The 25781-nt window shown below is 55.4% G+C and carries 25 protein-coding genes; 13 read left to right on the top strand and 12 right to left on the bottom strand.

Going from position 1 to position 25781, the window contains the following annotated elements; translation table 11 throughout:
• Positions 1 to 66: 66 nt before the first annotated feature.
• From WBC85_RS09865 to mdh, 8 genes are all read right to left on the bottom strand, one after another.
• Complete coding sequence (locus tag WBC85_RS09865) at positions 67 to 456, bottom strand: MAPEG family protein (RefSeq protein WP_424436065.1); 390 nt, start codon at positions 454 to 456, stop codon at positions 67 to 69.
• Entirely contained in the window at positions 453 to 1436 is a 984-nt protein-coding gene (locus WBC85_RS09860; RefSeq protein ID WP_424436062.1) for a glycosyltransferase family 2 protein, read from the bottom strand. The genes WBC85_RS09865 and WBC85_RS09860 overlap by 4 nt, the downstream gene beginning before the upstream one ends.
• Before the next feature lie 206 nt (positions 1437 to 1642).
• Positions 1643 to 3124, bottom strand: coding sequence for a 2-oxoglutarate dehydrogenase complex dihydrolipoyllysine-residue succinyltransferase (odhB, locus tag WBC85_RS09855; RefSeq protein ID WP_424436059.1), 1482 nt, complete (start codon positions 3122 to 3124; stop codon positions 1643 to 1645).
• 3 nt (positions 3125 to 3127) lie between these two features.
• Complete coding sequence (locus WBC85_RS09850; RefSeq protein ID WP_424436056.1) at positions 3128 to 6091, bottom strand: 2-oxoglutarate dehydrogenase E1 component; 2964 nt, start codon at positions 6089 to 6091, stop codon at positions 3128 to 3130.
• A gap of 102 nt (positions 6092 to 6193) precedes the next feature.
• Complete coding sequence (sucD, locus tag WBC85_RS09845; RefSeq protein WP_424436053.1) at positions 6194 to 7075, bottom strand: succinate--CoA ligase subunit alpha; 882 nt, start codon at positions 7073 to 7075, stop codon at positions 6194 to 6196.
• 4 nt (positions 7076 to 7079) lie between these two features.
• Positions 7080 to 8276: an ADP-forming succinate--CoA ligase subunit beta gene (sucC, locus tag WBC85_RS09840; protein WP_424436050.1), complete on the bottom strand. Its 1197-nt coding sequence runs from the start codon at positions 8274 to 8276 to the stop codon at positions 7080 to 7082.
• Between the two features lie 170 nt (positions 8277 to 8446).
• A complete protein-coding gene (locus WBC85_RS09835) occupies positions 8447 to 9715 on the bottom strand; it encodes a hypothetical protein (protein WP_424436047.1) in 1269 nt (422 codons plus the stop codon).
• A 293-nt stretch (positions 9716 to 10008) separates the two neighbouring features.
• Complete coding sequence (mdh, locus tag WBC85_RS09830; protein WP_424436044.1) at positions 10009 to 10971, bottom strand: malate dehydrogenase; 963 nt, start codon at positions 10969 to 10971, stop codon at positions 10009 to 10011.
• 157 nt (positions 10972 to 11128) lie between these two features.
• Here mdh and WBC85_RS09825 point away from each other — a divergent pair, with 157 nt between their 5' ends.
• Positions 11129 to 11881, top strand: a complete 753-nt coding sequence (locus tag WBC85_RS09825) for a sulfite exporter TauE/SafE family protein (protein ID WP_424436041.1) — start codon at positions 11129 to 11131, stop codon at positions 11879 to 11881.
• Here the strand turns inward: WBC85_RS09825 and WBC85_RS09820 are convergent.
• The gene (locus WBC85_RS09820) at positions 11878 to 12195 is read right to left on the bottom strand and encodes a hypothetical protein (protein ID WP_424436038.1); all 318 of its coding nucleotides are present in this window, start codon (positions 12193 to 12195) and stop codon (positions 11878 to 11880) included. The two genes, WBC85_RS09825 and WBC85_RS09820, sit on opposite strands and share 4 nt — an antisense overlap.
• 296 nt (positions 12196 to 12491) lie before the next feature.
• Between WBC85_RS09820 and WBC85_RS09815 the strand changes: the two genes are divergently transcribed.
• The 11 genes from WBC85_RS09815 (at position 12492) to WBC85_RS09765 (ending at position 21940) form a co-directional block, all read left to right on the top strand.
• On the top strand, positions 12492 to 13349 hold the full coding sequence (locus tag WBC85_RS09815; RefSeq protein ID WP_424436035.1) for an HpcH/HpaI aldolase/citrate lyase family protein: 858 nt from the start codon (positions 12492 to 12494) through the stop codon (positions 13347 to 13349).
• Between the two features lie 6 nt (positions 13350 to 13355).
• Positions 13356 to 13901, top strand: a complete 546-nt coding sequence (locus WBC85_RS09810; protein ID WP_424436032.1) for an NnrU family protein — start codon at positions 13356 to 13358, stop codon at positions 13899 to 13901.
• 4 nt (positions 13902 to 13905) lie between these two features.
• A complete protein-coding gene (locus WBC85_RS09805; RefSeq protein WP_424436029.1) occupies positions 13906 to 14112 on the top strand; it encodes a DUF1737 domain-containing protein in 207 nt (68 codons plus the stop codon).
• Positions 14112 to 15143 carry a MaoC family dehydratase gene (locus WBC85_RS09800; protein WP_424436026.1) on the top strand — a complete coding sequence of 344 codons (1032 nt, stop codon included), beginning with the start codon at positions 14112 to 14114 and terminating at the stop codon, positions 15141 to 15143. The genes WBC85_RS09805 and WBC85_RS09800 overlap by 1 nt, the downstream gene beginning before the upstream one ends.
• A gap of 308 nt (positions 15144 to 15451) precedes the next feature.
• A complete protein-coding gene (gene sdhC / locus WBC85_RS09795) occupies positions 15452 to 15835 on the top strand; it encodes a succinate dehydrogenase, cytochrome b556 subunit (RefSeq protein WP_424436023.1) in 384 nt (127 codons plus the stop codon).
• An 11-nt stretch (positions 15836 to 15846) separates the two neighbouring features.
• Positions 15847 to 16218, top strand: coding sequence for a succinate dehydrogenase, hydrophobic membrane anchor protein (sdhD, locus tag WBC85_RS09790; protein ID WP_424436020.1), 372 nt, complete (start codon positions 15847 to 15849; stop codon positions 16216 to 16218).
• A 16-nt stretch (positions 16219 to 16234) separates the two neighbouring features.
• Positions 16235 to 18040 (top strand): succinate dehydrogenase flavoprotein subunit, encoded by a 1806-nt coding sequence (sdhA, locus tag WBC85_RS09785; protein WP_424436017.1) that lies wholly within the window; start codon positions 16235 to 16237, stop codon positions 18038 to 18040.
• Positions 18040 to 18357: a succinate dehydrogenase gene (locus WBC85_RS09780; protein ID WP_424436014.1), complete on the top strand. Its 318-nt coding sequence runs from the start codon at positions 18040 to 18042 to the stop codon at positions 18355 to 18357. Before sdhA ends, WBC85_RS09780 begins: the two co-directional genes overlap by 1 nt.
• Before the next feature lie 12 nt (positions 18358 to 18369).
• Positions 18370 to 19149, top strand: a complete 780-nt coding sequence (locus tag WBC85_RS09775; RefSeq protein ID WP_424436011.1) for a succinate dehydrogenase iron-sulfur subunit — start codon at positions 18370 to 18372, stop codon at positions 19147 to 19149.
• A 126-nt stretch (positions 19150 to 19275) separates the two neighbouring features.
• Positions 19276 to 20931 (top strand): FAD-binding dehydrogenase, encoded by a 1656-nt coding sequence (locus WBC85_RS09770; protein ID WP_424436008.1) that lies wholly within the window; start codon positions 19276 to 19278, stop codon positions 20929 to 20931.
• A gap of 160 nt (positions 20932 to 21091) precedes the next feature.
• The gene (locus WBC85_RS09765; RefSeq protein WP_424436005.1) at positions 21092 to 21940 is read left to right on the top strand and encodes an urea carboxylase-associated family protein; all 849 of its coding nucleotides are present in this window, start codon (positions 21092 to 21094) and stop codon (positions 21938 to 21940) included.
• Positions 21941 to 22026: 86 nt separating this feature from the next.
• On the opposite strand, the gene deoD is transcribed toward WBC85_RS09765, so the two are convergent.
• On the bottom strand, positions 22027 to 22731 hold the full coding sequence (gene deoD, locus WBC85_RS09760) for a purine-nucleoside phosphorylase (RefSeq protein WP_424436001.1): 705 nt from the start codon (positions 22729 to 22731) through the stop codon (positions 22027 to 22029).
• Between the two features lie 539 nt (positions 22732 to 23270).
• Here deoD and WBC85_RS09755 point away from each other — a divergent pair.
• Positions 23271 to 23765, top strand: coding sequence for a collagen-like triple helix repeat-containing protein (locus WBC85_RS09755; protein ID WP_424435998.1), 495 nt, complete (start codon positions 23271 to 23273; stop codon positions 23763 to 23765).
• A 4-nt stretch (positions 23766 to 23769) separates the two neighbouring features.
• On the opposite strand, the gene WBC85_RS09750 is transcribed toward WBC85_RS09755, so the two are convergent.
• Positions 23770 to 24216: a GNAT family N-acetyltransferase gene (locus WBC85_RS09750; RefSeq protein WP_424435995.1), complete on the bottom strand. Its 447-nt coding sequence runs from the start codon at positions 24214 to 24216 to the stop codon at positions 23770 to 23772.
• 36 nt (positions 24217 to 24252) lie between these two features.
• A partial coding sequence (locus WBC85_RS09745; RefSeq protein WP_424435992.1) for a methylmalonyl-CoA mutase family protein occupies positions 24253 to 25781 on the bottom strand: 1529 nt, incomplete at its 5' end.

Here is a 25781-nt window from a genome sequence, read left to right as displayed (position 1 = left end):
CGGGGAAGGGGGGTTGCCCCGCCTTAGTAAAACTAAGGCACCCGAAGTTTATTAGGAAGGATGAAGTCAAAAGAGTGCCGCCAGTAGCATAACGACAATCGCAATCAGGCCGATGAACCAGATAAGCGAACGCCAAGGCGCAAGCCCGAATACATAGGCAGGAATGTAGAGAATGCGCGCACCAAGATAGGTGAAAGCGCAAAGCATCGTAAGCGCACTGGATTGATCGGTGTATGTCACCACGACGACAGAAATGGTGAAAAGGATCAACCCCTCGAAGTGGTTGTTCATTGCCCTTTGCAGTCGTCCCGCGGTGCCGGTGAGTTCGATTTTCTGATCGCGCGGGCCTGCGGCTTTTCGCATGCCGACCTGCATGATCGAAGTTAAAGAGTAGGCGCAGAATTGAAGCACTTGCAGGAGCGCGGCCAAGGTGAGTGCCATGAGTTCAGGGGTCATGCGCGTGCACTCCTTATGTGGGGTTTGGACCATTTTGCGATCTGCGCGTCGGTAAGCAGGGTTTTGCAGCGCTCGGCAAACCAGACTTGGCACGCAGCTTCAGCGTCTGCGATTTCCGGGATCGCACGAAGCCGCGCGATTTCAGATTGTGTTGCTGAAAGATGCCGCTGGATGCTCAAATTCGGTGCGCCATTTTGATTGGCGATCTCGTGCCAGCGCGACCCGAGGTAGTATTTATCTGTCACCTTTCCTTGACCATCGCCGCGATCATTCTTCATCAGGAAAGCATCGCGTGACGGCACTGCATAATGATTGATGCAGCTCGCTTCGGGACACAGGGCAAGTTCGAGCGGTCGATACTTCGCGCGCTTTTTATCATATAGCCCTTCATCGCTCAGTTGCTCGCCATTGGCTGATCGCACATCCGGAACCGATACCTTGGGGCCTGTCGGCATGTGATCGTTCGCATGGGTGAATTTGCGAAAGCGGAACATGGATTTGAACTTGGCGCGCGCCTCGCTTGGTGCGGGCTCTGCCATTGTGAATTTGCTCAGAATATCACCAGGCCAATGAATATGCCCGCTATCGCCAAAGCCCCACCAAGGTAGCGCAATCACATCGCCCATCCCCGCAACGGCCAACAGATCAGTGACCTTGCCAGCGCCATGGCCAATGTTCAGGAACTCATCGGCGTCAATATGGGCAATCCATTCGATGTCGCTTTGCTCTAGCGTTGCAAATGCGGTGCGAATGCCGCTGTCTTGTGGTGTATCGCCGTCAGGAATGTCATGGGGCAAATGGGTGATGACATTTGCCCGATCAAGCGCATCAAGCAACGCGTCGGAGCCATCGGTGCAATCGTTTGAACAAATTACAATGCGATCGAAACCGATCACGCGGTGATAGGCGACCCATTCAACAATGAAAGGTCCTTCGTTGCGCATGCAGGCAACGAGCGCGGTTTTGGATGATACGCTCATGAAACGACCTCGCCGCAGTCCGGGCACAGTAACCTGTTACGGCTTTCTGGATCGCGAAGGAACTCACCCGGTTTGTGCAATTTGCGGTAAGGCTTTTTGCCCGGGACGCTGTTTGGCCCAACCCCGATCACCCACGTGATCTCAGAGCGGAAACCACACTGAGAACACGTAAGCGTTGCGGGTTGGAGATAGGCCATTTTGCTTGTTTAGAGATCCATCAACAGGCGACGGGGATCTTCCAGTGCCTCTTTTACGCGCACAAGGAAGGTCACAGCACCTTTGCCGTCAACGATACGGTGATCGTAGGACAGCGCCAGATACATCATCGGACGGATCACAACCTGCCCATTGATGGCCATCGGACGATCCTGAATCTTGTGCATGCCGAGAATGCCGGACTGCGGTGGGTTCAGGATGGGCGAGGACATGAGCGAGCCGTAAACACCGCCATTGGAGATGGTAAATGTGCCGCCTTGCATTTCCGCCATGGAAAGCTTGCCATCGCGGGCGCGCTTGCCCTTTTCGGCAATCGCTTTTTCGATATCCGCGAAGGACATTGCATCCGCGTCGCGGATAACGGGAACAACCAGACCCGTGGGCGTGCCAGCGGCGATGCCCATGTGCACGAATTTTTTGTAGACGATGTCGGTGCCATCAATCTCTGCATTCACTTCAGGGACTTCCTGCAAAGCATGGCAGCAAGCCTTGGTGAAGAAGGACATAAAGCCAAGCTTCACACCGTGCTTTTTCTCAAAGAGATCTTTGTACTCTTTGCGCAGCGCCATTACTTCGGTCATGTCCACCTCGTTATAGGTGGTCAGCATCGCTGCGGTGTTCTGGCTGTCCTTCAGGCGCTTTGCGATGGTTTGGCGCAGGCGGGTCATCTTAACACGCTCTTCGCGGGCGGCATCATCGGCAGGCACAGGTGCGCGGGGCGCTGCGGCAACCGGGGCCGCTGTGGGCGCAGCACTTAGCGCTTTGGCAACGTCGTCCTTCATAATGCGGCCGTCGCGGCCAGAGCCTGCAACGGCGTCGCGGCTGATGCCAGCCTCGGCCATTGCTTTTTTGGCGGAGGGTGCATCTTCAACGTCTTTGCCACCAGCGGAGGCTGCGGGCGCTGTTGCGGGTGCGTCGGCCGGGCTGGCAGAGGCAGCGGCACCGCCGATAACAGCCAGCTTGGCGGAGGCATCAACAGTCGTGCCTTCGGGCGCTGTGATTTCGGAAAGAACGCCAGCAGCGGGGGCAGGAACTTCAACTGAAACCTTGTCAGTTTCCAGCTCGCATAGCATTTCATCCTGCGCGACAGTGTCGCCAACTTTCTTGAACCATGTGCTCACGGTTGCTTCGGTTACCGACTCGCCAAGGGTTGGAACCATAACATCAACGCTGGCCTCGCTGGGCGTATCCGCAGCAGGGGCGGCTTTTGCCTTTGGGCTGGCCGCTTTGCCAGAGCCTTCAACGATGGTTGCCAACAGGGCATCAACGCCTACGGTTTCACCTTCGGCGGCAATGATTTCGCCCATTTGACCGGCCACTGTGGCAGGCACTTCGACGGTTACCTTATCGGTTTCCAGCTCGCACAGCATTTCATCAACAGCAACGGCATCGCCGGGCTTTTTGAACCATGTGGCAACGGTGGCCTCTGTGACAGACTCGCCCAGTGTTGGGACGCGAATTTCAGTGCTCATGGGTTATTTCCCTTCCAATGTCAGCGCTTCGTCAATCAGCGCTGTTTGTTGTGCTTTGTGCATGCTGGCGAGGCCCGTTGCAGGCGACGCCGAAGCCGAGCGGCCCGCGTAAACGGGGCGTAGGTGTTTTGCTTTTACGCGTCCCAGAACCCATTCAAGGTTGGGCTCCATAAAGGTCCATGCGCCCTGGTTCTTTGGCTCTTCCTGACACCAGACCATTTCGGCATTTTTGAAGCGCTCAAGTTCGCGCACCGCCGAGTTTGCCGGGAAAGGATAGAACTGCTCGAAACGCATAATGTAAACGTCGTCAATGCCACGTGCATCGCGCTCTTCCAGCAGGTCATAGTAGACCTTGCCCGAACACATCACGACGCGTTTGATCTTGTCATCTGCAACCAGTTTGGTGTCAGAATTGCCATATTGCGCATCGTCCCACAAAACGCGGTGAAAGCTGGAGCCAGTCGTGAATTCCTCGACCTTGCTGACTGCCAGCTTGTGGCGCAGCAAGGATTTCGGGGTCATCAGGATCAGCGGTTTGCGGAAGCTGCGGTGCAACTGGCGGCGCAGAATGTGGAAGTAGTTGGCAGGCGTCGTGCAATTCGCGACGATCCAGTTATCCTGGCCACACATCTGCAAAAAGCGCTCAAGGCGGGCAGAGGAGTGCTCTGGTCCTTGACCCTCATAGCCGTGCGGCAGCAGGACAACGAGGCCAGACATGCGCAGCCATTTGCTTTCGCCGGAACTAATGAACTGGTCAAACATGATCTGCGCACCATTGGCGAAGTCGCCGAATTGGGCTTCCCAAAGCGTCAAAGCATTGGGTTCAGCCATGGAGTAGCCATACTCGAACCCGAGCACCGCATATTCCGACAGCATCGAGTCGATGACCTCATAGCGCGCTTGGCCTTCGCGAATGTTATTTAGCGGATAATAACGTTCTTCCGTGTCCTGATTAATCAGACCGGAATGGCGCTGGGAGAACGTACCGCGCGTGGAGTCCTGACCAGAAAGACGCACTCCCATGCCTTCAGTTAGCAATGAGCCAAACGCCAATGCTTCGCCTGTGGCCCAGTCAAACCCTTCACCGGTTTCGAACATCTGTTGTTTCGCTTCGAGAAGGCGACCAACCGTTTTATGCAGCGGGAAGCCATCCGGCGCGCGCGTCAGGGCGGTGCCAAGCTCTGCAAGCGTTTCAGGCTTGATCGCTGTTTTGCCGCGTTGGTATTTCTTCTCTTTCATCCGATCGAGATGCGACCACTTGCCGTCCAGCCAGTCGGCTTTGTTCGGCTTGTAATCTTTGCCTGCTTCAAACTCATCATTCAGATGTGCCTGGAACGCGGTCTTCATGTCCTCGATCTCGCCTTCTGGGATCAGGCCGTCTTTTACAAGACGCTCTGTATAGAGGCTGAGTGTGGTTTTGTGCGTTTTGATCTTCTTGTACATCACCGGGTTGGTGAACATGGGCTCGTCGCCCTCGTTGTGACCAAAGCGGCGGTAGCAAAAGATATCGATGACCACGTCTTTGTGGAACTTCTGACGAAATTCGGTCGCAACCTTTGCCGCATGAACCACGGCTTCGGGATCATCGCCATTCACGTGGAAGATCGGTGCCTCTACCACCAGAGCGTTGTCTGTGGGGTAGGGGGATGAGCGTGAGAAATGCGGAGCTGTTGTAAAACCGATCTGGTTGTTCACAACGATATGCATCGTGCCGCCGGTTTTGTGGCCGCGCAAACCAGACAGTGCGAAACATTCTGCTACAACGCCTTGACCCGCAAAGGCCGCATCACCGTGCAGCAGGATCGGCATAACTTTTGTGCGATCCGTGTCGTTCAATTGGTCCTGTTTCGCGCGCACCTTGCCGATGACAACGGGATTCACCGCTTCTAGGTGGGAAGGGTTGGCAGTCAGTGACAAGTGCACGGAATTGCCGTCGAATTCACGATCGGAGCTTGCGCCGAGGTGATATTTCACATCGCCAGATCCATCGACATCCTCAGGCTTAAAGCTGCCGCCCTGGAATTCATTGAAGATCGCGCGGTAGGGTTTGCTCATCACGTTAGCGAGGACAGACAGGCGTCCACGGTGGGGCATGCCGATCACGATATCGCGCACGCCTAGCGCGCCGCCGCGCTTGATGATCTGCTCCATCGCCGGGATCAGGCTTTCGCCGCCATCAAGGCCGAAACGCTTGGTGCCCATATACTTGACGTGCAGGAACTTCTCGAAACCCTCGGCTTCGACCATCTTGTTCAGGATCGCTTTGCGGCCCTCACGGGTAAACTGGATTTCCTTGCCAAGGCCTTCAATCCGCTCTTTCAGCCAGCTGGCCTCTTCGGGATCGGAGATATGCATGTATTGCAGCGCAAAGGTGCCGCAATAGGTACGCTTCACGATGTCGAGAATCTGGCGCATAGACGCGATTTGCAGGCCCAGAACATTGTCGATGAAAATCGGGCGGTCCATGTCGGCTTCGGTGAAGCCATAGGATTTGGCGTCCAGTTCCGGATGTCTGCTCGCTTCGCGCATACCAAGCGGGTCCAGATTGGCTGCAAGGTGACCACGGATACGGTAGGCGCGGATAATCATCAGCGCGCGGATGGAATCCAGCACGGCGCGTTTGATCGCCTCGTCGCTGACTTCGACACCTGCCGCCGCAGCCTTCGCTTTGATCTTGTCGCCCGCGGCTTGGGTCTCGGCCTGTGCAGGCCATTGCCCGTCAAGCGCAGCGGTCAGATCATCATTCGGCATCGGGGGCCAATCGGCGCGCGCCCATGACGGACCTGCTGCCTCTGCCTTTACGTCCAGCTCAGCATCGCCCAACTGGGAAAAGAAGTCCTGCCACGCCGCATCGACCGCATTGGGGTCATTGGCGTATTGCGCATAAAGCTGCTCTAGATACTCGGCGTTATGGCCTTGCATAAAGCTAGATGCGTGAAAAACGTCATTAGGGCTTTGGTCGGTCATTCTTGCTCTCCCGAAAGGGGCCGTTTTGTGAATGCGGCCCCGATTGGGGCCAAAGTATTGGTAGGCTTGGGCCCGTAAGCCCAAGCGTTTGGTTCTGTTAGATCAACCGATCGCTTCGATCACGGCTTCGCCAAGTGTTGCGGGGCTGTCTGCCACCACAATACCAGCGGAGCGCATCGCTTCGATCTTGTCCTCTGCGCCGCCTTTGCCGCCAGCGACAATCGCGCCAGCATGACCCATACGGCGGCCGGGAGGGGCCGTGCGACCTGCGATGAAACCGGCTGTTGGCTTCCAACGGCCCTTTTTCTTTTCATCTGCAAGGAACTGCGCTGCTTCTTCTTCAGCAGAACCACCGATTTCACCGATCATAATGATCGACTGTGTCTCTGGATCCGCGAGGAACATTTCCAGCACGTCGATATGCTCGGTGCCTTTGATGGGATCGCCGCCGATGCCAACCGCAGAAGACTGGCCAAGGCCAAGGTCCGTGGTCTGCTTCACCGCTTCATACGTCAGTGTGCCCGAACGGGAGACAACACCGCATGAACCGCGCTTGTGAATGTGACCCGGCATAATGCCGATTTTGCACGCATCTGGCGTGATTACGCCGGGGCAGTTGGGGCCGATCAGGCGGCTTTTGCTGCCCTCAAGCGCACGCTGAACACGCATCATGTCGAGAACTGGAATGCCCTCTGTGATGCACACGATCAATTCCATCTCGGCGTCGATGGCCTCTAGGATGGAATCCGCCGCGAAGGGGGGAGGCACGTAGATCACGGAAGCATTCGCTTCGGTGACATGCTTTGCTTCATGCACAGAGTTGAACACGGGCAAATTGAGATGCGTTGTGCCGCCTTTGCCGGGTGTGACGCCGCCAACCATTTTCGTGCCGTATGCAATCGCTTGCTCGGAGTGGAATGTACCTTGCGAGCCTGTGAGGCCTTGGCAAATTACTTTTGTGTTTTCGTCTACAAGAACAGCCATGGGATTATCCTTTCACCGCTTTGACGATTTTCTGTGCACCGTCTTTCAGGTCGTCCGCTGCAATCACATCCAAACCGGAATTGTTGATGATCGCTTTGCCTTCTTCCACGTTTGTGCCCTCTAAACGCACAACCAGTGGAACTTGCAAGCCGACTTCCTTAACCGCAGCAACAACGCCCTCGGCGATGACATCGCAGCGCATGATGCCGCCGAAGATGTTCACAAGGATGCCTTTGACCTGAGGATCGGAGGTGATGATTTTGAACGCTTCTGTCACCTTCTCTTTGGTCGCGCCGCCGCCTACGTCGAGGAAGTTAGCAGGCTCTGCACCGTAGAGTTTGATGATGTCCATTGTCGCCATCGCGAGGCCGGCGCCGTTGACCATGCAGCCAATTTCGCCGTCGAGCGCGATGTAGTTGAGGTCGTACTTGGACGCCTCAAGCTCTTTGCTGTCTTCTTCAGTTTCGTCGCGCAGGGACATGATGTCTGCGTGGCGGTATAGCGCGTTGCCGTCAAAGCTGACTTTCGCGTCGAGCACTTTCAGATCGCCAGATCCTTCCAGAACGATCAGCGGGTTGATTTCCAGCATCTCCATGTCTTTCTCAACGAAAGCACGGTAAAGATTGCCCATCAATGCAACACACTGCTTGACCTGCTGGCCTTTCAGACCAAGCGAGAAAGCGATGCGGCGGCCGTGGAAGGCCTGGTAGCCAGTCGCTGGATCAACAGAGAAGCTGAGAATTTTCTCTGGTGTTGCCGCTGCAACTTCTTCGATGTCCATGCCACCTTCAGTGGAGCAAACAAAAGAGATGCGCGACGTTTGACGGTCTACCAGCAACGCGAGGTAAAGTTCGGCTTCGATGTCAGAGCCATCTTCGATGTAGATGCGGTTGACTTGCTTGCCCGCTGGGCCGGTCTGGTGCGTAACGAGCGTGCGCCCCAACATTTTCTTGGCTTCTTCAGCAGCCTCGGACGCAGAGAAGGCAAGGCGAACGCCGCCCTTTTCGCCTGCGTCGGCTTCCTTGAAGGTGCCTTTGCCGCGACCACCTGCGTGGATCTGCGCCTTAACAACCCAAAGCGGGCCGTCCATCTCGCCTGCGGCTGTTTTGGCATCTTCCGCCTTCAGCACGGCGCGGCCGTCTGAAACTGGCGCGCCGTAGCTCTTTAGCAGCGCTTTGGCTTGGTATTCGTGGATGTTCATAAGAAACGGTCCCGTCTTGCTTCGATTGCTTGCCTCTATAGTGTGAGTATTAAGAGCGAATTAAACGAAAAAGTGACGCAGGTGGGATAATTCCGACATTTGTGATCACACTTTTAAATCGTGTGATCACAAAATGTGAAATCCTCGGTGCGAATGTTGCGATTCGAGCCTTAGTTGAGGAAAATCGCAAACAATGCAGCATTGCCACTAGAGAGTCGTTGTAACCGTTGCCAACTCTGATTGCTCAATCGTTGACCACGTTGTGTATAGCGATAAGCTGCATGGCCTTGAACCCATGCCAATAGGTCAAGCGGCGAGGGGTCGTCGAAATAGGCTTTGAGGCTGATGCCCGTCCCTTGTGGCAAGAGCGGATGCGGTATCAGCAAATTGCCCTGCACCAGTGCGTCGGCTTCTTCCAGAATGTGTTGCCATGTTTCTGCAGTCTCTTGCGTGATTTCAAATCCAAGTGCGGATGTCTGGTTCGGGTTAGGGACCCATTCTCGATCATTGTCGCTTTCACCTTCGACAAGCGTCCAGAATTCCCGGTTGCTTGCAATCATCTGCGCCCAATGACCACGGGCTGCTTCAAGATGAACAGGATCAGGTTGCTGATCGAGCGCTTTCAACAAAACGTAAATGCCATCGATGATGGGGGCGAAACTTTGGCTGGTCCTGTCGAAATCCGAGGCCTTGCTGGTAGGAAGCTTTGCTTTGAGACTTTGGATCTCTGCTGTAATCCAGCGACGGCTTTGTGACAGTTCCCTTCGGTCGTTGCCCAGTTTTTCGAACTGGTCATTAAGTTCGGCATTCTTTGCATCCCGTTCATTCGACTTGTCTTCCTTGCGCAATGCAATGCGGCGCGCTCGAAGTGATTTGATCTGCTCATCCAGGGGTCTAAGCTTGTCATTGAGGTTCGTTAGCATCGCCTCGAGCCGCAGGAGATCTGCTTTCACAAGCGCGATGTCATAGAACGGCTTAAGGGTTGGGATGTCGTCTAACGTCGCCCGATCTGCATTCAGGTTGCGGATGATCTCTGTCGGATCAAAGGCCAATGCCATCTGCGCTGTAGCGGACATCGCGTGGGTGTAGGCCATGAGCCAGGCGATATCTGCTGTGTCAAAACGTATGACGGTGGGGTTTCCTTTAGCCTTGGCATTGGCCTGCGCACGGCGGATCGCTGCGCGGCCCAAGAAAGGGGCCATGACGCTTGCGGCATCCTCATGACGCTCGCGCAGCCCGTTTTCATTAAGATCGAACCAAAGGTCATCCACGTTAAGCACGAAAGTCGCGCTGTCACGATCTTCGATGGCATCAATTGCGATGCGCGCCTTGTCCAAATCCTGAAGAAAACCCTGTAGCAGTGCTTTGAGAGCCTCGGGCGTGGATTGCTCATCGCTTTGGCGTTGTGCGATCCGGTTCAGTCCGAAGAATGGAAGCATTGCCAGGCTGTTCCCGATGCCAGACCGGTTTTGATTTTGCGCTGATTTTTCAAGCGCTCGAAGCGACGTTAGAAAGGCCAGCTCCATTTGCAGCTCGGGCTTGTCAGGCTTTATGCTCGCGATCCGCTTTGCAAGGCCGTCTTTTGCAAGCGTTTATATGGGTTGTTCGGCAAAGCAAACGGCGGCGGAAAGAAAAAGCGTGAAGACGGATCGAAAAAGCATGAATAATCCAACAAAAAGCGCGCAAGCTGACTTGCTTGCGCGCTAATTGGAATCACACTTTTAGGTCGCTATCAAGCGAGTGAGTTGTCGATCTCTTTACACGCAGCAACGAGGCCTTTGACAGCGTCGACTGATTTGTCGAACATCGCTTGCTCGTCTTTGTTCATGTTGATTGCGACAACGCGCTCGACGCCGCCAGCGCCGATCACTGTTGGAACGCCCACATAGAAGCCGTCCAAACCGTAAGCGCCATCAACGTAAGCTGCGCAAGGCAGAACGCGTTTCTGGTCTTTGAGATAGGCTTCGGCCATTTCAATCGCGGATGTCGCAGGCGCGTAGAAGGCAGAGCCGGTTTTCAGCAGGCCAACGATTTCTGCTCCGCCATCACGTGTGCGCTGGATGATTGCGTCAAGCTTGTCTTGCGTGGTCCAGCCCATGTCGACCAGATCAGGCAAAGGAATACCCGCAACTGTCGAATAACGCTCAAGTGGAACCATCGTGTCGCCGTGGCCGCCCAGAACGAAGGCTGTAACGTCCTTCATGGACACATTGAATTCGACCGAAAGGAAGTGACGGAAACGCGCTGAGTCAAGGACACCCGCCATGCCACAAACTTTTTCGTGCGGAAGGCCCGAGAATTCGCGCAGCGCCCAAACCATCGCATCAAGCGGGTTGGTGATGCAGATGACAAAAGCGTCTGGCGCGTGATCGCGGATGCCTTCGCCGACGGATTTCATAACCTTGAGGTTGATGCCCAGAAGGTCATCGCGGCTCATGCCGGGCTTGCGAGGAACGCCAGCAGTTACGATGCAAACGTCTGCGCCAGCGATGTCCTCGTAGGATTGCGTGCCAGACATTGTCGCATCGAAACCCTCGGAAGGGCCGGATTCTGCGATGTCGAGGGCTTTGCCTTCTGGCGTGCCTTCGGCAATATCGAACAGGACAACATCGCCCAATTCTTTCAAAGCTGCGAGGTGGGCAAGTGTGCCGCCAATTTGTCCTGCACCAATAAGTGCTATCTTGGGTCTGGCCATGGAACTCTCTCCGGTCCGTTGAATTTGGCGCATGGCTAGTGCGGTTTGCGCTTTGGCGCAAGTGTGCTGCGCTGCGGCGCAGAGGCGCGGGTGGGTGGAAATGAGCGATGGAGCAGGCTAAAGCCGTAATAGATCAGGGAAATTGAAAGGGTAGCCAGTGCTTTGGGATTTTTCCTTTTTTGCAATTGCGGCCCCCGCAGTCGTCTTTGCGGGGGTGTCAAAAGGGGGCTTTGGGTCTGGCGCAGCCTTTGCGTCGGCGTCGATTCTGGCGCTGGTCCTCACACCCGGCCAGGCGCTTGGCTTGATGCTGCCGTTGCTCATGCTGATCGACATCGCAACACTTCGCCCCTATTGGCGCAAGTGGGATTGGCCCTCTGCACGATTGTTGATTATCGGAGGTGTACCGGGTGTAATCATCGGCGCGCTGGTCTACCGCGCTGCCAATGATGACGTGATCCGTTTCATGATCGGCGCCATGTCGTTGTTGTTTGTTATCTGGCAAATTGCGCGATCGCGCGGTTGGATCGCTATTTCAGAGCGACCCCTCGGGAATGGCGCAGGGATATTGGCAGGAGTAGGGGCAGGATTTACCAGTTTTGTAAGCCATGCAGGCGGTCCACCCGCTGCAATTTACATGCTGTCTTTGAAGCTTACGAAAACAGAGTATCAAGCCAACACCGTTCTGGTCTTTTGGATCGTCAACAGCCTTAAGGCCGCGGCCTACGGCGTGCTTGGCATCTTCACGCTCGAACTGCTTGTACTTGATCTTGCTTTGGCCCCTTTCGCCCTGCTCGGCGCATGGATCGGTGTCAAAGCGCATTATCTGGTTCCCGAGCGGGTCTTCTTTGGCATCACCTATGTGTTGCTCGCCGTGACGGGAACCAAATTGATTTTAGATGCGCTAACCTAGGCGTCATTGCCCTTGGCTGGCAGTGCTTCGGCCAAGGTTTCAAAATTCTGACCAGATGCAACAAGGCAGGTAAGACCATTGGCCATCGTGACCGTGATCGTCCATGTGCCTGTTTCATTTGCGGCAAACACCTCTACCAACGAGTTATTGGCCCCGAGCCCGACAGATTGGCGTGCTTCCCCATATTTGTCGGCCAGCCGTTCAACCACCACCTCGCGAGGGGCGCAGTTTCGGGCGTTCTGGGCAAATCCTGTGGTCGCAGCGAGAGCGAGAATTCCAAATCCCAGTGCACCAATTATCATCCGCTTGTTCATAGCGTCATTCCTTCGAAATGTGTCGCATCGTCAGGCTGTTCCGGCTTTGCCGGTTGATGCACCCAAGGTTCATTTGTTCGGACGGTGCTTCGCTGCTTTGTTCCAGTAGCCAACTGGTCAGCCCTCCCGTGGTGTCCGATGGGATGAAACATGCAAGGCGCGGGGTGTAGATAAGGTTAATCCACCGCGCGTTGCGTCGCATTTTAGCGATATTTGCTGCATCGCGGCATTTAGGGCTTGAATGAAATGCAAATAAAGGGCCACTTACGCGCAACTTTATTGCGAGGAAGATTCCCATGGACATGCGTCAACGCCCCTATCGCTCGGTTCTTTATATTCCAGGTTCCAAGCCACGCGCTTTGGATAAAGCACGTAATTTGCCTGTGGATGCGATCATCTTCGATCTGGAAGACGCTGTGCCTGTGGAAGAAAAGAACGCAGCACGTGACATTCTGAAAGAAGCCCTTGCGGCGGGCGGATATGGCGCGCGTTTCAAAATTGTGCGTATCAACGGATTAGATACAGAATGGGGCAAAGATGATGCGAAAGCGGTTACCGAAATGGATGCTGACGCGATCTTGCTGCCCAAGGTCGCCAGCCCTGCCGATCTGGACGCGCTCGCAAAAATCACTGGCGATCTGCCGATCTGGGCCATGATGGAAAGCCCACGCGGCATGCTGAATGCGGCGGCAATCGCTGCGCACCCAAAACTGGCGGGCATGGTTATGGGCACCAATGATCTCGCCAAAGAGCTTCAAAGTCGCAACCGGGCGGATCGTTTGCCGATGCTGACCTCGCTCGGGCTTTGTCTGTTGGCGGCAAAGGCTGAAGGATTGATTATTGTGGACGGCGTTTATAATGCGTTCAAGGATGACGAAGGCCTGAAGGTCGAGTGTGAACAAGGCCGCGACATGGGCTTTGACGGAAAAACGCTGATCCACCCCGCGCAGGTCGATGTGACCAACGCCGCCTTTGCCCCAAGCGAAGCCGAGATCGAACTGGCCAAACGTCAGATCGCGGCCTTTGAAGAAGTCGAGGCAAGCGGGCAGGGCGTTGCAGTAGTCGACGGGCGCATCGTTGAAAACCTACACGTTGCCACCGCACTCGAAACTCTGGCAAAAGCAAAGGCAATTGAAGCCCTTGCAGCGGAGTAACCTAATATGACCCTTTTGATTCTCGGTCTCGTTCTTTGGACCCTTGCCCATTATTTCAAACGCTTAATGCCGGCGCAGCGTGCGGCGATGGGTGATAAGGGGAAAGGCCTGGTTGCCGCAGCGATCGCTCTAAGCCTCTTGTTGATGATATTCGGCTATCGCTGGGCAGAGTTTATCCCAGTTTGGTCGCCGCCTTCGTTTTTCACACATATCAATAACTTGCTGATGCTTGGTGCGTTTTTCCTTTTCGGGATGAGCGCAACAACGGGGCGGCTTCGCGGCAAAATGCGCCATCCGCAATTGGCAGCAGTAAAGGTCTGGGCCTTGGCGCACCTGCTGGTGAACGGTGATCTCGCGTCGCTCATCCTCTTCGGCGGCATGCTGGCTTGGGCTGTCGGGTCGGTGATCCTGATTAACCGCGCCGGGCCTTGGGATCGCCCAGAACCCGGGGATGCAAAGAAAGACAAGCTGCTCGTTATCATCACGCTTGTGACTTTTACGATCACGGCACTTATCCACCTAGCACTGGGCGTTTCGCCCTTTGGAGGCTGACCCCATGAGCAAAATCTACCGCTTTCTCAGTGAAGACGACACATCGGCCTTTTGCCACAAGGTTTCTGACGCATTGGCAAAAGGGTGGGAGCTTTACGGCTCGCCCACGCAGACTTTTGACCCCGTCAAAGGCATTATGCGGTGTGGGCAATCCGTCACGAAAGATGTCGATGCCGAGTACACACCAGACATGAAATTAGGAGCGCAGTAATGCTCAAAACAAACGCAGGCCGATTTTTCGAGGACTATTCCATAGGCGACGTCATCCATCATGCAGTGCCGCGGACTGTCTCGGGGGGGGAGCGGGCGCTCTATCACGCGCTCTATCCTGCGCGCCATGCGCTTTATTCGTCAGATGAATTCGCCCGCGCCTCTGGCCTGCCAGCCTCGCCAATCGATGATCTGGCCGCGTTCCACGTTGTTTTCGGCAAATCCGTCCCTGATATTTCACTGAACGCGGTCGCAAACCTTGGCTATGCCGAGGGTCGCTGGCTGTTGCCCGTGTATGAGGGGGACACACTGCGCTCCAGCTCTGAAGTGATTGGTCTCAAACAGAACTCCAACGGAAAAACGGGCGTCGTCGATGTACGCACCTCGGGCCGTAACCAGCGCGACGAGGTCGTGATGGAATTTGTGCGTTGGGTCATGGTGCGCAAGCGCGATGTAAATGCGCCTGCGCCTGAAACAGTCGTGCCAGAGCTGAAAGGCGCTTTGAGTGCAAGTGATCTTAGCATTCCCGCGGGCCTTGATTTCACCAATTACGACACAACGCTCGCTGGCGAGGCCCATCGCTGGGGCGATTACGCGATTGGCGAAACGATTGACCATGTGGATGGTGTCACGATTGAAGAAGCCGAGCACATGATCGCCACGCGCCTTTGGCAGAACACCGCAAAGGTCCATTTTGACGCGACCAATCGCGATGATGGTCAGCGTTTGATCTATGGCGGTCACGTGATTTCTATGGCGCGGGCGCTTTCCTTCAACGGACTTGCGAATGCACAGATGATCGTCGGATTAAATGGCGGTGCCCATGCGAACCCCTGCTTTAGTGGCGATACGGTGCGCGCATGGTCCGAAGTCTTGGACAAGGCCGAAACCGATGCTCCAGGCGTAGGTGCGATCCGCTTGCGATTGGTTGCGTACAAGGGCGACGCTGCGTTCGAGCTTAAGGGCGAGAATGGCAAATACATGCCGCAAGTCCTTCTGGATCTCGACTATTGGGCGTTGATTCCGAAGTGATATTACACCCTTCAAAAGGGCGTGAAATTTGTGATCACAAGGGGTGCCGCTATTGACTTCCCCAAAGCGTTTGGCTTGCTGCGAAGCAAATCGGGGCTGGATTGTCCTTTGGTGACTAGGCCCATCCGCGATTCTATCGCGAGAATACAGAATGATAATTTTGTGATCACACGGCAAACTAGCGTGATCACAAAAAACAAGAAATCTAGCAAATTGCGCCAAAAAACCGCGCCTTGATTTGTCTAGGTCAGGTGACAGTCGCAAAAATTGCTATAAAACAGTGGCAACAGAACCGAAAGGAAACGCAAATGGCTGACGTGAACCGTGGCAATCGCCCACTGTCTCCGCATCTGCAAGTCTATCGCCCGCAATGGGGGTCTGTGACATCCATCTTTGCCCGTATCACAGGTATCGCGTTGCTTGGCGCGGCGCTGCTCGTGATCTGGTGGCTGTTGGCTGCCGCATCTGGTGCAGAGTATTTTGAATTCGTGAACTGGCTTTTGACCTCGTTTGTCGGGGACATCGTGATGTTCCTGGCGCTTTGGGCGGTCTGCTATCACTTCTTGTCCGGCTTGCGTCACCTTTATTGGGACACGGGCCGTGGCTTTGAGATTGAAAAAGCTGAAATGCTGGGCAAAGCCGTCGTGGCTGGTTCGGTCATCCTCGCGATCTTCGTCGCGATTGTTGTATAAGGGGACCGCAGATGGCCTATCTTACAGACCGCAAACGCGCGACCTACCGCGGATCTTCTCGCACTGGCACAACCCATTTTTGGCGCCAAACGATTAGCGCCGTTGGCCTTGCCGTTTTGATCCCGATTTTCGTTTTGCAATTTGGGAGCATACTGGGATCGTCGCATGCGGATGTGCTCGCCTATTACGGACGACCTTTTCCCGCTATCATTGCAGCGATGACAATCACTGTGGCGATGGTACACTTCCGCCATGGCATGCAGGTCGTGATTGAAGACTACACACGCGGGTTGACCAAAAAATTCCTGATCATCCTATTCACATGCATCGCTTACGCGTTCGCGGCGACAGGCTTGTTTGCCCTCGCCCGCATTGCACTTTAAGTTTCGGAGCGTCCCAATGGCAGCTTATGAATATGAAACCCACGATTATGATGTTGTGGTGGTCGGCGCTGGTGGCGCGGGTCTGCGTGCAACGCTTGGCATGGCCGAACAAGGCCTGCGAACAGCCTGCATAACCAAAGTATTCCCGACCCGCTCGCATACGGTAGCGGCGCAGGGTGGCATTGCAGCGTCCTTGTCCAACATGGGCCCTGATAACTGGCAGTGGCATATGTATGACACGGTCAAAGGCTCTGACTGGCTTGGCGACACGGATGCGATGGAATACCTCGCCCGCGAAGCGCCCAAAGCGGTTTACGAGCTGGAGCATTACGGTGTGCCATTCTCGCGTACCGAAGAGGGCAAGATTTATCAGCGCCCCTTCGGCGGTCACACAACAGAATTCGGCGAAGGCCCGCCCGTGCAGCGCACATGCGCCGCGGCGGACCGCACAGGTCACGCGATCTTGCACACGCTTTACGGCCAGTCGCTTAAGAACAACGCGGAATTCTACATCGAATATTTCGCGATTGACCTGATTATGTCCGACGATGGCGTCTGCCAAGGCGTGGTTTGCTGGAAGCTTGATGATGGTACAATGCACGTCTTTAACGCAAAGATGGTCGTGCTGGCGACGGGTGGTTATGGCCGTGCCTATTTCTCTGCCACCTCCGCGCATACCTGCACGGGCGATGGTGGCGGCATGGTCGCGCGTCAGGGTCTGGCACTTCAGGATATGGAGTTCGTTCAGTTCCACCCGACTGGCATCTACGGTTCCGGCTGTCTTATCACCGAAGGCGCACGCGGGGAGGGTGGCTATCTCACCAACTCCGAAGGCGAGCGCTTTATGGAGCGTTATGCGCCGAACTATAAAGACCTTGCGCCGCGCGATTATGTCTCGCGCTGTATGACGATGGAAATCCGCGAAGGGCGGGGTGTGGGCGCAGAGGGCGATCACATCCACCTGAACCTCAGCCACCTGCCTGCCGAGGCACTTGCAGAGCGCTTGCCGGGCATCTCCGAAAGCGCGAAGATTTTCGCAGGTGTTGATGTGAACAAAGAGCCAATTCCGGTTCTGCCAACAGTTCACTACAACATGGGCGGTATCCCGACGAACTACTTCGGCGAAGTGCTGAACCCGACCGCAAAAGACCCGAACGCCGTTGTTCCGGGCCTCATGGCAGTTGGCGAGGCGGGCTGCGCTTCTGTGCATGGTGCGAACCGTCTTGGCTCCAACTCGCTGATCGACCTCGTGGTCTTTGGCCGCGCCGCTGCGATCCGCGCAGGCAAGGTTGTGGACGCAGAGTCTGGCAATAGTGCGTTGAACCAAGCGTCTGTTGATTTTGCCTTTGATCGTTTCGACGGCCTGCGCAATGCAAGCGGCGGTACACCAACAGCTGAACTTCGCCTTGAAATGCAAAAGACCATGCAGGCCGACGCAGCTGTTTTCCGTACCGACAAAACCCTCAAAGAGGGCGTTGAGAAGATGACCGCAGTTGCTGCGAAAGTCGGCGACCTGAAGGTGACGGATCGCAGCCTTGTCTGGAATTCCGACCTGATGGAAACGCTGGAGCTGACGAACCTGATGCCAAACGCATTGGCGACGATTGTCGGCGCAGAGGCGCGCAAGGAATCCCGCGGTGCCCATGCGCACGAGGATTACGCGACACGTGACGACAAGAACTGGCGCGTTCACACGATTTCCCGTGTTGATGGTAGCAAGGTTAAGCTGACCCATCGCCCCGTGGTGACCGATCCTCTGACGACCGAAGCCGAAGGCGGCATCAGCCTTAAGAAGATCGCACCGAAAGAGCGGACATTCTAATGCGCCTTGCTCTGCTCATTGGTGCGGCGATTGCGCTTGGTGGCTGTCAGGCTGCAAACGAAACTGCTGACACTGTCGCGCGCGAAAGTGCAAAGGGCGTGGTGAACGGCGTCGTGGCGCAGAAGTTTCCGGGCGTGAACGCATCACCGATCACCGATTGTGTAATCGATAATGCGACACGCTTCGAAATTTTCGACATTGCCAAGGCCGCAGCGACAGGGGTGACCCCGTCAACGGTGGAAACGGTAACGACAATCGCATCGCGTCCCGACACGGTGCAGTGCATTTCAAAAAACGGCTTAGGCCTGTTTCTTTAAAGGAGTGAGACGATGGTAGAACTGACCCTCCCCAAGAACTCGCGTATGACAACTGGCAAAACTTGGCCAAAACCGTCCAGCGGGACCAATTTGCGTAAATTCCAGATATATCGCTGGAACCCTGATGACGGGAAAAACCCGAGCCTTGATACCTATTGGGTTGATATGGACGAGTGCGGCCCGATGATTTTGGATGCGCTTATCAAGATCAAGAACGAAATCGATCCAACGCTAACGTTCCGCCGTTCGTGCCGCGAAGGCATTTGTGGCTCTTGCGCGATGAACATCGACGGCATCAACACACTTGCCTGCATCTACGGTATGGATGAGATAAAAGGCGACGTGAAAATCTACCCGCTGCCACACATGCCTGTGGTTAAGGATTTGATCCCCGATCTGACGCATTTCTATGCACAGCACGCGTCGATCATGCCGTGGCTTGAAACAAAGACAAACCGCCCTGCGAAAGAGTGGAAGCAGTCTATCGGCGATCGCAAAAAACTTGATGGCCTTTATGAATGCGTTATGTGCGCGTGCTGCTCAACGTCGTGCCCCTCGTATTGGTGGAATGGCGATCGCTACCTTGGACCAGCGGCGCTTCTTCACGCCTACCGCTGGATCATCGACAGCCGCGATGAGGCAACGGGCGAGCGTTTGGACGAGCTTGAAGACCCCTTCAAACTCTATCGTTGCCACACGATCATGAACTGCGCAAAGACCTGCCCCAAAGGTCTGAACCCGGCGAAAGCAATTGCCGAGATCAAAAAGATGATGGTCGAGCGTACAGTATAAACGGCGCGGTTCGCATCGAATTGAAAACGCCCCGCACCGAAAGGTCGCGGGGCTTTTTTGTTTACGAAAGGCCACTGGCGTGATGGGTGCCAACTGCTAAAGTAAGCCCAACAAAGGGAGAATGACATGAGCGGGAAAGCACAGGCAGACGTCATCATCGTCGGTGCAGGGCTGGCCGGGTTGGTCGCAGCGAGCGAAGCTGTGGCGCGCGGGCGCTCGGTTATTCTGCTAGATCAGGAGGGCGAGCAATCGCTCGGCGGGCAAGCGTTTTGGTCACTTGGTGGCTTGTTCATGATCGATACGCCGGAACAGCGTCGCATGGGCATTCGAGATAGCCATGCACTTGCGCAAAGCGATTGGATGGGCAGCGCGCAGTTCGACCGCGCCGAGGATGCCAACCCAAAGGCCGTTGCTGAGGCCTACCTGGACTTTGCCGCTGGTGAAATGCGCGAATGGCTTCATGGTATAGGCTACCGCTGGTTTCCGATTGTCGGTTGGGCTGAACGCGGCGGTGCGATGGCGCATGGGCATGGCAACTCGGTCCCTCGGTTCCATATGACGTGGGGCACAGGGCCGGGAACAGTCGCCCCGTTCGAACGGTTGGTGCGGGCGGCGCAGGCCGCAGGAAAATTGACCTTTGCCTTTCGCCATCGAGTAAGCGAGTTGATAGTCACGAATGGACGTGCCTGCGGTGTGCGCGGCGATGTTTTGCAGGACGATCCGGCCGAGCGCGGGCATAGCACCAATCGCACGGTCAGCGGAGCTTTCGAATTTCTTGCAGACTCTGTCATTCTAACGACGGGTGGCATTGGCGGCGATCATACAATGGTGCGCAAGCAATGGCCTACAGAAAGGCTGGGCAATGCCCCGCAAACCATGGTTGCCGGCGTTCCTGACTATGTCGATGGTCAAATGCAGCGCGCGGCAAATGCCGCAGGTGCAGGTATCATCAACGCGGACCGTATGTGGCACTATACCGAAGGGCTAAAAAACTGGGATCCGATCTGGCCCAATCATGGAATTCGCATCCTGCCTGGCCCGTCCTCTATGTGGTTCGATGCATTGGGCGAGCGGATGGAAGCGCCCTTTCTTCCCGGGTTTGACACCCTTGGCACGCTAAAACGCATTCTTAGCACGGGTCACGGTCACAGCTGGTTTATCCTTACCCAGAAGATCATCGAAAAGGAGTTTGCACTGTCTGGATCGGAGCAGAACCCGGATATCACGTCGGGCAAATGGCTCGAAGTGCTAAAGGCGCGGCTCTTGGGTAAGGGGGCACCAGCACCCGTTGAAGCATTCATGCAAAAGGGCGAGGATTTCGTCGTCGCAGAGACGTTGGAACAGCTGGTCAGCGGGATGAACGCGTTGACCCCTGATGTGCCACTCGATCCAGCGCACCTGCGCAGCCAGATCGAAGCGCGCGATGCGCAGATCGGCAACCCTTTCGCAAAGGACGCACAAATCACTGCGATACGGGGTGCGCGTGCATATCGCGGCGATCGCCTAATTCGAACCGCAAAACCACATCGTTTGCTTGACCCAACGGCTGGCCCGCTCATCGCTGTGCGCTTGAATATCCTCACGCGCAAGTCTCTTGGCGGCCTGCACACGAACCTCGCAGGCCAAGTGCTTCGCGAAGATGGTTCCACATTTGACGGGCTCTTCGCGGCAGGTGAGGTCGCCGGGTTCGGCGGCGGCGGGTATCACGGATACAACGCACTGGAAGGGACATTTCTCGGGGGCTGCATTTTCTCTGGCCGTGCCTGTGGTCGGTCGGTTTGAAAACGCGGGCTATAGCAGCCGATAGGCACCATGCTTCGGGTATCAATTCTGCAACGAACGCTGGTTCTGTCTTCGCTTGAATTGACGAAGGCGATAACAGGTTAGAGTTTGGATATCACTTGCCCAAAGTGTTGGGCGCGACAGTAATGGAAACCGCCTGATGCCTTACAATGCACCCGCAGATGCCGAAGCGCGCCGCGCTGTTGAGCCGGTCATTTGCTATCCCACAGAGACGCTTCCCATCCCCGAACTTGAACTTTACGCAAGAGCACGCAAAAACGCACAAAAGGTTGATGAAGTGATCGCCGCTCCGCGTGAGGCGGCATGTATTGCCATTCCCGCAGGGCATTTCTTCCGCATTTCCTGCCCTACGGGGCCACAAGTCGGCGATCTCAATCTGTGGAATGCCGATGATCTAAGCGAGCGTTTCTATTCTGGTAAGACCCGCGCACTTCACGGAACGCACCTTACTACGGGCGAGCAGATGTGGAGCAGTTTTCCGCACTTACGTCCTATTGCGACGATCACCGAAGACACGCTCGGGTGGTACGGAATGGATCGCTTTGGCGGCTCGGTCCATGATGTAATTGGCACGCGGTGCGATCCCTATACTGGCAATCTTTTGCAAGGCAGCCAGTATCACCATTGCTGCCATTCGAACCTGACGCGTGCTCTTGCCGATCTCTTGGATATTTCGTTGAGCGAGGCTGAACCTCATGTGCATGATGTGCTCAACGTCTTCATGTGTACAGGGTTCACCCGCGATACAGGGCAGTATTTCATGAAGGCAAGCCCTGTGCGCCAGGGTGACTACCTGGAGCTCTTTGCGGAGATTAACCTGATTGCAGCGCTTAGCGCCTGCCCGGGCGGCGATTGCTCTTCGCAGCATTCCAGCGACACGGCTCAATGCCACCCACTGCTGATCGAAGTGTTTGCCCCTGCGCAAGGTGCATTGGCTGAATGGTCTTCGCCTCAGAAAAACGGATATTCACAAAGCCACGGGCGTTAGTCACGCCCTCGCTTCTCTGGTCTTAAATACCTCGGGGTCTGGGGCAGCGCCCCAGTCCAGAGCATCACACACTCGCAAACAACAGATCAGGCGAACGCCGCTTCCAGCGCAATCTCTACCATTTCTCCAAAGCTGCTTTCGCGCTCTGCTGCGGGTAAGGCTTCGCCCGTTTGCAAGTGATCGGACACCGTCAAAACCGCCAGCGCCCGCGCGTCATACCGCGCTGCAAGCGTGTAGAGTTCGGCCGCCTCCATTTCGACACCTAGAATGCCGTGGCGCACCATTTGTTCGTTAAGATCAGGACGCTCGTCATAGAATACATCAGAGGAATAAATTCCGCCGACATGGGTCTTGGTCCCTTTCGCTTCGGCAGCGTGAACGGCGGCCCGCAGCAAGGACCAATCGGCGCAGGGTGCGAAGTTCAGTTCCTTGAAGAACCCGAGCGAGGGCGTGGAAAGGGTTGAGGCCGTCATTGCAATAATCACATCGCGAATGCCCACATGAGGCTGCATCCCGCCGCATGATCCGATGCGGATCAAAGTCTTGGCACCGTAGTCCTTCAGCAATTCGTTGGCGTAGATCGAAAGCGACGGCATGCCCATCCCGCTGCCTTGGATCGTCACGCGATTACCGCGCCATGTTCCTGTGAAACCCAGCATCCCACGCACTTCGTTCACAAGTTCTGCGTTTTCAAGAAATGTCTCAGCCGCCCATTTTGCACGGTAAGGATCGCCCGGCATCAACACCGTTTCGGCAATCTGGTCTGGCTTTGCTCCAATGTGGATGGTCATGTCGCTCTCCTAGTGCGGGGTTGGTTAATGGTATTTGCTTTTTCACAGGCTGCATAGATCACCTCACGTGAATTTAGTGCTCGTTAATCAACGTCAGCATGCTTTAGTGTCAATCCCAGTGTATTAATTGCGGGAAAGTGGATTTCTTTATGGGGGTGACGGGTAGGGGCGCGGCCGTGATTGGAGCAACTGGCACAGTCTTGGCCGCGGTGATCGGCTAATTCAGTCTAGGGTCGAATTCTTTAGTTACGCGACAAGTTAGCGAGGCGCCCATTATTTTCGATATCTCGGAAAAACTTGCTAAATTAGAGCTTAAACAAGAGACCTTAATTGCGCAGAGCACTGGTTTTCTTGATGATCTCAAAAAGCTGGAGAAAGGTCTTCAAGATGCTGTCAGAGCGGGAGCCGATGGCGCAACTGTTGCGCAGATCGATGCTGATATCCAGACTTTGCGCAATGAGTTTAGAGAATTCCAAGGGCTTGGTGCAGTGGTGCCCCCCTCCGCTACGGTTTCGGCGGAAGCGGTCGCTGAGGTCTTGATGCGAGATTACGTAGATGAACTGCGCGGCCCGACAGGACCAAGGGGGCCGAAGGGTGAGCGCGGTGATCCGGGTGAAAAAGGTGCGGCTGGCGATCCCGGCCCTGAAGGGCCTAAGGGTGAAAGAGGCGCACCCGCAACAACCTCGCCAGCCCAAAATACGTTGAATTCTGGTGTTTCAGACAGCAATCAATCTAATGGGCGTGCCAAAATTACAGAAGCCAGAGATGGAGAGTGTTTTGACTTGGAAAACGTGCCTCAGGTCGCTGTAAAAGTTTATGACGGCGCGATCTTCTGTTACCAAGGGGGCGTCTACGCAACCGCTAATCTTATGCGGGGGCAAGTTGGAGTTAAGTTGAACTTTTTCAATGGGACAACGAGCTCGATCCTCAATACTGGACCATTTCAACTGCGTACGCCAAAGGTGTCGATGTTATTGTCGAAATTCGAGCATAGCAGCGGCTATTTTGTAGCCTCCTTCACTCCGAGCGGATAACGAGTCAACGCTTGTATTGCACGAAAACTGTTTTGCTTGCGATGCGATCATAAAGCAGGCGCGCAGTTGTGTTGAATTCCTGCGTCATCCAATAGACCGTTGGTGTGTCGCCGTGATCGGCGACGTTATACACGTGTTCAATCAATGCGCGCCCGACCCCGGTGCCCCGTGCAGAGGGGTCTGCATAAAGGTCTTGAAGATAGATCACATCTTCGATCTTCCAATTATGCGGATGATAGATCCAATGAACGAGTCCAATCGCCTTGCTATCGAGCAAGGCAATTGCTGCGCATTGATTGGTGCGCGCCGGGTCGATTAACCGGGCAAATGTGCTTTTATAGACGTCCTCGGGAACGGAGCTTTCATAGAACTCCAGATAGGCAGTCCAAAGCTTGCGCCAGTCTGCCTCATCCTCAGCGCGAAGCGCGCGAATTTCTAGATCGTTTGTCATAGGCGCGACGCTAAAGCCGCCGCGCCACAGGGTCAATCACTCCGCTGCGACAGCCGCAGGGTCGGCAAGTGTGACAATATCCTGCATGATCGCATTCAGCTCGAAATCTTTGGGCGTGTAGACGCGGGTTACGCCCATGGCAAGCAAGCGCTTTGCATCCTCATCAGGGATAATGCCGCCAACGATGACGGGCACATTGCCTAGGCCAGCATCGCGCATCCGCTGCATCATGTCTTCCACAAGAGGTATATGACTGCCGGACAGGATCGACAAACCAACCACATGCGCCTGCGTTTCAAGGGCAGACGTTACCAACTCTTCCGGTGTCATGCGGATGCCATCGTAGGAGATATCCATGCCGCAATCGCGTGCGCGAAAGGCGATCTGCTCGGAGCCGTTGGAATGCCCGTCCAGACCCGGCTTACCCACAAGGAACTTGAGGCGACGGCCCAGCTTGTCGCTGACTGTATTCACGGCATCGCGAATGTCGTCCAGACCTTCGGTCTTGTTGGACACAGAAGCAGACACGCCCGTCGGACCGCGATACTCGCCATGGATCGCGCGCATTTGCGCTGCCCATTCGCCCGTAGTGACACCTGCTTTCGCAGCTGCGATAGAGGCGGGCATGACGTTCTCGCCTTTAGAAGAGGCTTCGCGCAGCGCGGCCAACGCTGTATTTACCGCATCCTGATCGCGCGAGGCGCGCCATGCGTTCAGGCGCTCGATCTGCTCGCCTTCGACCGCGGGATCAACAACCATGATACCACCATCTTCGGTTTGCAGCGGCGATTGTTCGCCCTGTTGCCATTTGTTGACGCCGACCACGATAGTTTCATTGCGCTCGATCTTGTTGAGACGATCCGCATTGCTATCCACCAGTCGGGATTTCATATATTCGATCGCGCTGATCGCGCCGCCCATTGAATCGAGGTTCGCAAGTTCTGCGCGCGCGCCTGTTTTCAGCTCTTCAACTTTGCGATCAACGGCCGGGTTTTGATCGAACAGATCGTCAAATTCCAAAAGGTCGGTTTCATAGGCCAAAATCTGCTGCATGCGCATCGACCATTGCTGATCCCATGGGCGCGGCAGTCCAAGCGCTTCATTCCACGCGGGCAGCTGAACAGCGCGCGCGCGCGCGTTCTTGGAAAGTGTCACTGCGAGCATTTCGATTAGGATACGGTATACGTTATTCTCTGGTTGCTGCTCGGTCAGACCAAGGGAGTTCACCTGAACGCCATAGCGGAAACGGCGCATCTTGGGGTCTTCAACGCCGTAGCGGTCGCGGCAAATTTCATCCCACAGGTCCACAAAAGCGCGCATTTTGCACATCTCGGTCACGAAACGAATGCCCGCGTTCACGAAGAAAGAAATGCGACCAACCAGCGTTGGAAAATCGCTCGCTGGAACGCGCGGGCGCAGTTCGTCCAGAACCGCAGTCGCTGTCGCCAAAGCAAAGGCCAATTCCTGCTCAGGCGTCGCGCCGGCCTCTTGCAGGTGGTAGGAACACACGTTCATCGGGTTCCATTTCGGGATGTTCGTGTAGCAATACTCTGCCACATCAGCGA

Source organism: Planktotalea sp. (genome assembly GCF_049680325.1).
Lineage (GTDB): Bacteria > Pseudomonadota > Alphaproteobacteria > Rhodobacterales > Rhodobacteraceae > Planktotalea.
This window is presented reverse-complemented; position numbering and strand designations above follow the sequence as displayed.

Excerpts from the sequence above, each read along its gene's own strand:
- WBC85_RS09865 (WP_424436065.1), bottom strand. The coding sequence starts at position 456 with ATGACCCCTGAACTCATGGCACTCACCTTGGCCGCGCTCCTGCAAGTG.
- WBC85_RS09860 (WP_424436062.1), bottom strand. The coding sequence starts at position 1,436 with ATGAGCGTATCATCCAAAACCGCGCTCGTTGCCTGCATGCGCAACGAA.
- odhB (WP_424436059.1), bottom strand. The coding sequence starts at position 3,124 with ATGAGCACTGAAATTCGCGTCCCAACACTGGGCGAGTCTGTCACAGAG.
- WBC85_RS09850 (WP_424436056.1), bottom strand. The coding sequence starts at position 6,091 with ATGACCGACCAAAGCCCTAATGACGTTTTTCACGCATCTAGCTTTATG.
- sucD (WP_424436053.1), bottom strand. The coding sequence starts at position 7,075 with ATGGCTGTTCTTGTAGACGAAAACACAAAAGTAATTTGCCAAGGCCTC.
- sucC (WP_424436050.1), bottom strand. The coding sequence starts at position 8,276 with ATGAACATCCACGAATACCAAGCCAAAGCGCTGCTAAAGAGCTACGGC.
- WBC85_RS09835 (WP_424436047.1), bottom strand. The coding sequence starts at position 9,715 with ATGCTTCCATTCTTCGGACTGAACCGGATCGCACAACGCCAAAGCGAT.
- mdh (WP_424436044.1), bottom strand. The coding sequence starts at position 10,971 with ATGGCCAGACCCAAGATAGCACTTATTGGTGCAGGACAAATTGGCGGC.
- WBC85_RS09820 (WP_424436038.1), bottom strand. The coding sequence starts at position 12,195 with ATGAACAAGCGGATGATAATTGGTGCACTGGGATTTGGAATTCTCGCT.
- WBC85_RS09815 (WP_424436035.1), top strand. The coding sequence starts at position 12,492 with ATGGACATGCGTCAACGCCCCTATCGCTCGGTTCTTTATATTCCAGGT.
- WBC85_RS09810 (WP_424436032.1), top strand. The coding sequence starts at position 13,356 with ATGACCCTTTTGATTCTCGGTCTCGTTCTTTGGACCCTTGCCCATTAT.
- WBC85_RS09805 (WP_424436029.1), top strand. The coding sequence starts at position 13,906 with ATGAGCAAAATCTACCGCTTTCTCAGTGAAGACGACACATCGGCCTTT.
- WBC85_RS09800 (WP_424436026.1), top strand. The coding sequence starts at position 14,112 with ATGCTCAAAACAAACGCAGGCCGATTTTTCGAGGACTATTCCATAGGC.
- sdhC (WP_424436023.1), top strand. The coding sequence starts at position 15,452 with ATGGCTGACGTGAACCGTGGCAATCGCCCACTGTCTCCGCATCTGCAA.
- sdhD (WP_424436020.1), top strand. The coding sequence starts at position 15,847 with ATGGCCTATCTTACAGACCGCAAACGCGCGACCTACCGCGGATCTTCT.
- sdhA (WP_424436017.1), top strand. The coding sequence starts at position 16,235 with ATGGCAGCTTATGAATATGAAACCCACGATTATGATGTTGTGGTGGTC.
- WBC85_RS09780 (WP_424436014.1), top strand. The coding sequence starts at position 18,040 with ATGCGCCTTGCTCTGCTCATTGGTGCGGCGATTGCGCTTGGTGGCTGT.
- WBC85_RS09775 (WP_424436011.1), top strand. The coding sequence starts at position 18,370 with ATGGTAGAACTGACCCTCCCCAAGAACTCGCGTATGACAACTGGCAAA.
- WBC85_RS09770 (WP_424436008.1), top strand. The coding sequence starts at position 19,276 with ATGAGCGGGAAAGCACAGGCAGACGTCATCATCGTCGGTGCAGGGCTG.
- WBC85_RS09765 (WP_424436005.1), top strand. The coding sequence starts at position 21,092 with ATGCCTTACAATGCACCCGCAGATGCCGAAGCGCGCCGCGCTGTTGAG.
- deoD (WP_424436001.1), bottom strand. The coding sequence starts at position 22,731 with ATGACCATCCACATTGGAGCAAAGCCAGACCAGATTGCCGAAACGGTG.
- WBC85_RS09755 (WP_424435998.1), top strand. The coding sequence starts at position 23,271 with ATGCGAGATTACGTAGATGAACTGCGCGGCCCGACAGGACCAAGGGGG.
- WBC85_RS09750 (WP_424435995.1), bottom strand. The coding sequence starts at position 24,216 with ATGACAAACGATCTAGAAATTCGCGCGCTTCGCGCTGAGGATGAGGCA.